The sequence below is a fragment of the Allorhizocola rhizosphaerae genome (assembly GCF_003426775.1).
GTDB classification, from domain to species: Bacteria; Actinomycetota; Actinomycetes; order Mycobacteriales; family Micromonosporaceae; genus Allorhizocola; species Allorhizocola rhizosphaerae.
Window position 1 is genome coordinate 1 of the sequence record NZ_QJUG01000385.1, and the last position, 4,270, is coordinate 4,270.

General features: G+C 69.8%; 4 protein-coding genes and 1 pseudogene. 3 read left to right on the forward strand and 2 right to left on the reverse strand.

Features of this window, described 5'->3' with window-relative positions; translation table 11 throughout:
- The 3 genes from DM816_RS40475 to DM816_RS40485 form a co-directional block, all read left to right on the forward strand.
- Positions 1 to 1,114, forward strand: a 1,114-nt coding sequence (locus DM816_RS40475) for a class E sortase (RefSeq protein WP_162908364.1), incomplete at its 5' end; no start/stop codon positions are given.
- Complete coding sequence (locus DM816_RS40480) at positions 1,114 to 1,395, forward strand: hypothetical protein (RefSeq protein WP_117215749.1); 282 nt, start codon at positions 1,114 to 1,116, stop codon at positions 1,393 to 1,395. The genes DM816_RS40475 and DM816_RS40480, both read left to right, overlap by 1 nt.
- A gap of 5 nt (positions 1,396 to 1,400) precedes the next feature.
- A complete protein-coding gene (locus tag DM816_RS40485; protein WP_117215751.1) occupies positions 1,401 to 2,048 on the forward strand; it encodes an aminodeoxychorismate/anthranilate synthase component II in 648 nt (215 codons plus the stop codon).
- Between the two features lie 100 nt (positions 2,049 to 2,148).
- On the opposite strand, the gene pknB is transcribed toward DM816_RS40485, so the two are convergent.
- Positions 2,149 to 3,858 carry a Stk1 family PASTA domain-containing Ser/Thr kinase gene (pknB, locus tag DM816_RS40490; protein WP_117215750.1) on the reverse strand — a complete coding sequence of 570 codons (1,710 nt, stop codon included), beginning with the start codon at positions 3,856 to 3,858 and terminating at the stop codon, positions 2,149 to 2,151.
- Positions 3,855 to 4,270: pseudogene (locus DM816_RS40495) on the reverse strand (serine/threonine protein kinase); the annotation flags it as partial. The gene pknB and the pseudogene DM816_RS40495, both read right to left, overlap by 4 nt.

The window sequence follows — 4,270 nt, forward strand, 5'->3', positions numbered from 1 at the left end:
CGCCGTGCCCCACCCGGCCCTGCCTTCGGATGCCTGGCCCCCGCCGACCCCGGCCGCGCCTTCTCCTGCGCAGGCCGACCCCTCCGCCGCACCGCCAGACGGGCCCGACTCATCGACCGCCGGTTTCGACGCGACCATGCAGTTGCCGCGGCTCAAGCCGTCGCCGACCCCCCGGCCCGCTGCTCCCCCGCCGGCAAACTTCCAGGCGTCGCCGACCGCCAAACCCATCCCAGACGTCGTGAGTGGGCGCGCCTGGGCCACCGACAGGACTGGACTGCTCGGGCGGGTGTTGCCCGCCCCGCCGCCGGCTGAGCCCGAGCCGGAGGAGCCCAAGCGCGACCGCTGGTCGGGCGAGCCGCTCCCGCCACCGGTCAAGGCGATCAAAGAGGGCGACGACTGGCGCAGCATCCACTCGGAGTACACGCGGACCACCGTCGGATCGGTGATCCGGACGACGCTACGCGGCACGGGCGAGCTGATGATCACGTTTGGCCTGGTGCTGCTGCTCTTCGCGGCCTATGAGGTGTGGGGCAAGACGGCCATCGTCGACGCACACCAAAACGAGCTCGCACAACAGCTCGACGACGCCTGGGGAAGCCCCGACCCGACCGTGTCGGCTTCGGCCGGCCCGACGCCGAGCGTCGGGCCTAGCCCGGCACCCGGCCCCAACATGGCCAACGTCATCGCGCGGCTCTACATCCCGCGCCTGGCCAAGCAGTGGGTCGTGGTCGAGGGCGTGTCGCAGGCCGACATCCGTTACGCGCCCGGGCACTACCCGAAGACCGCGCAGGCGGGCCAGCAGGGCAACTTCTCCGTCGCAGGGCACCGCAACCGGGCCACCTTCTGGGACCTGGACCTGCTCAAGCCGGGCGATCCCGTCGTGGTCGAGTCGAAGACCACCTGGTACGTCTACAAGGTAGAACTGTCCAAAGTGGTGCTGCCGAGCGCGGTCGAGGTGGTCTCGGCCACGCCGCCCGACCTGAGGCCGGGCAAGCTGCTCACGCTCACGACGTGCAACCCCAAGCTCGACAACTATCAGCGGCTCATCGTGCACGCGCGGTTCGCCTACGAGCTGCCGCGCTCCAACGGGCGCCCCGCGGAGCTGGGGGGCTGATGTACGCCTGGCTCTGGCGCAAGCTCCCGTTCGGGCTCTACGGCAAGCTCGCCGGTTCGGCAGTGCTGATCGGTGCGGTGACCGCGCTGCTGTGGTTCATCGTGTTCCCGTGGGCCGAGCCGATGGTGATGCCGTGGGACGACGTGCAGGTCGAGGATCCGTACGGCGTCGACATGGATCCGGCCCCCGCGTCGAGCCCGACGCCCACCGACGACCCGCACCGGATCGACTACTCCACGGTCGAGCCGACACCCCCGTCCAGCCCGAGCAGACGGCGGTGATCGCCATAAACATCCTGGTGATCGACAATTACGACTCGTTCGTGTACAACCTGGTCCAGTATCTGGGCCAGCTCGGGGCCGACTGCGCGGTCAGGCGCAACGACGAGATCACCGTGGCGGAGGCGGGGAGCCTTGGTGCCGAAGGGATCCTGCTCTCACCCGGCCCCGGCGCGCCCGACGCGGCGGGCATCTGCCTCGATGTGATCAGGTCCTACGCCGGCCAGATCCCGATCTTCGGGGTGTGCCTCGGACACCAGGCCATCGGCGCGGCCTTCGGCGGCACGGTCACGCGGGCGCCGGAGCTGTTGCACGGCAAGACTTCCGAGGTGTACCACGACGGCCGCGGCGTGCTGGCCGGGCTGCCCAACCCGTTCACGGCCACGCGCTACCACTCGCTCGCCGTGGAGGAGGCCACGCTGCCCCGCGAGATCGAGGTCACCGGCAAAACCTCCTCGGGGGTCGTCATGGCCCTGCGGCACCGGAGCCTGCCGATCGAGGGCGTGCAGTTCCACCCGGAGTCGGTGCTCACCCAGGGCGGGCATCTGCTACTCGCCAACTGGCTGGCCAAGTGCGGCCTTCCGGCCGCGCTGGACCGCGCACCCGCCCTCGCGGCCGAGATCGAATCCCGCCGCCTCGCCGCCTTCTCTGCCTAGATCTTTCGGCCTCCACGGCACGTGCTTCGATCAGTAGGCTCCAAGCCGTCGCGCGCCGAAAGCGGCGCGCGACGGTTATCACCAACACCGAAGTACGTGGTCAGTTGCCCGGCGGCGGCGTCACCGACGGAGTCGGGGACGGCTTGGCCTCGGCCACTCCCACCCAGATCGTCACCTTGGTCTTGTCGGCGGGCCTGGGCCCCTCCTGGGGCGTGGGGTCCTGGTTTACCACCCTCCCAATGCCCGGGGAACCGGCAGGCAGAGTGGTTGTCTTGACCTCGACCGTGAAACCCGCCGCCTTGAGGGTGGCTTCGGCGTCGGCCTGCGTCTTGTTCACCACATTGGGCACGGGCTTGATGTTGCCCTTGGACAGCTGGACCGTGACGGTATGGCCCTCGGAGATGGGCGAGTTGGCGGGCGGATCGGAGCCGACCACCACGTCGACCGGCTGGTCGCTGTCGACGCTGACGAACTCCCACTTCAGCTTGCGCTCGGTCAGGAGCTGTTCGGCGCCACGCTTGTTGAGCCCGGCAAGCGACGGCACCGTGGTGGTCGCTATCCCGCCACACAGGTTGTAGGTGACCGTCTCCCCCTCGCCAAGCGCGGTGCCCGGAGGCGGCGCCTGGTTGACCACAACACCCTGCGTGCAGTCGTTGCCGAACTTGGGCTGGCCCGGCGCGCCGGACAGGTTGACCGAGGTCAGCGTCGCCCTGGCCTGCGCCTCGGTCATGTTGACCAGATTCGGTACCTCGATGGTCTTCGTCCGGTTCATCATGATCAGGCCGATCGTCAGCGCGACCACGGCCAGCACACCCAACGCCGACAGCAGGGCGATCACCACGCCGGAGTTCTTGCGGCGCCGGGCGTTGCCCACGCGAGCGGGCATCGTGCGCGTGACGGACTTGGCCGGGCTCGCCAGCGCGACCGTCTCCTCCTCGCGCAGCAGCGGGGTGGCCAGCACAGGGCGGCCGGACGCGGCGCGCAGCACGTCGGCGCGCATCTCGGCGGCCGACTGATAGCGGTTGATCGGGTTCTTGGCCAGCGCCTTGAGCACGACCGCGTCGACGTCGGGCGTGATCTCCGGGTTGGAGTCGCTCGGCGGACGCGGGTCCTCCCGCACGTGCTGGTATGCCACCGCGACGGGAGAGTCGCCCACGAACGGCGGATGCCCGCACAGCAGCTCGAACAGCACACACCCGGCCGCATACACATCCGAGCGGGCGTCCACCGCCTCGCCCCGCGCCTGCTCGGGCGAGAGGTATTGCGCGGTGCCGATCACCGCCGAGGTCTGGGTCATCGTGGTCGCGCCCGACGCCAGCGCCCGCGCGATGCCGAAGTCCATGACCTTGACCTGGCCGTTGGGCGTGAGCATCACGTTGCCCGGCTTGATGTCGCGGTGGATGATGCCGTGCCGGTGGCTGAACTCCAACGCGGCGCAGATGTCGGCGGTCATCTCCAGGGCGCGCCTGGGCATGATCCGGCCCTCGGCGGCGAGCACCTCCTTGAGCGTGCGCCCCGCGACGAACTCCATCACGATGTACGGCAGCACCTCGCCCGTCGGTGCGCGCTCCTCGCCGGTGTCGTAGACCGCGACGATCGCCGGATGGTTGAGCGCCGCGGCGTTTTGCGCCTCGCGACGGAACCGCATCTGGAACGTTTGATCTCGGGCCAGATCGGTGCGCAGCATCTTGATGGCCACGTCGCGGCCGAGGCGCAGGTCCCGCCCCTTGTGCACCTCCGCCATGCCGCCATAGCCGAGCAGTTCGCCGACTTGGTACCTGCCCCCGAGCAGTCGGGCCTGCGCGTTCATCGCGTGCGTCGTCCTTCAGTCATTTGATACATGATCTCCGGCTGGCTCTGTGCCGCCAATGTGACGTTGTGCGGCAGCGCCTGGCTGCCCCGATTCTGGCTGAGTTTTGTCTGGTACCCCAGATAAGCGCAGACGAGCAGGGTGAGTAACGCCAGTACCACCCAAACAACGATCAGCGCGGTGCGTCCGCCACTTCCGGCGGGAGCCGGGCGTGCCGGTGTCTGATAGGTGAGGTTCACCGTCGGCGGGACGGGCGGCGGCACGGCGGCCGTGCCCGGTCGGTATGGCACGGTCACCGGCGTGCGCACCTGCTGCGCGACCGGCTGGCGCTGCGCCGGGATCGGCGTGGCCGCCCCGCTTGCGGCATGGCGCGCCGCGACGGCGAACGCCTCGGCCGACGGCCAGCGCCTGG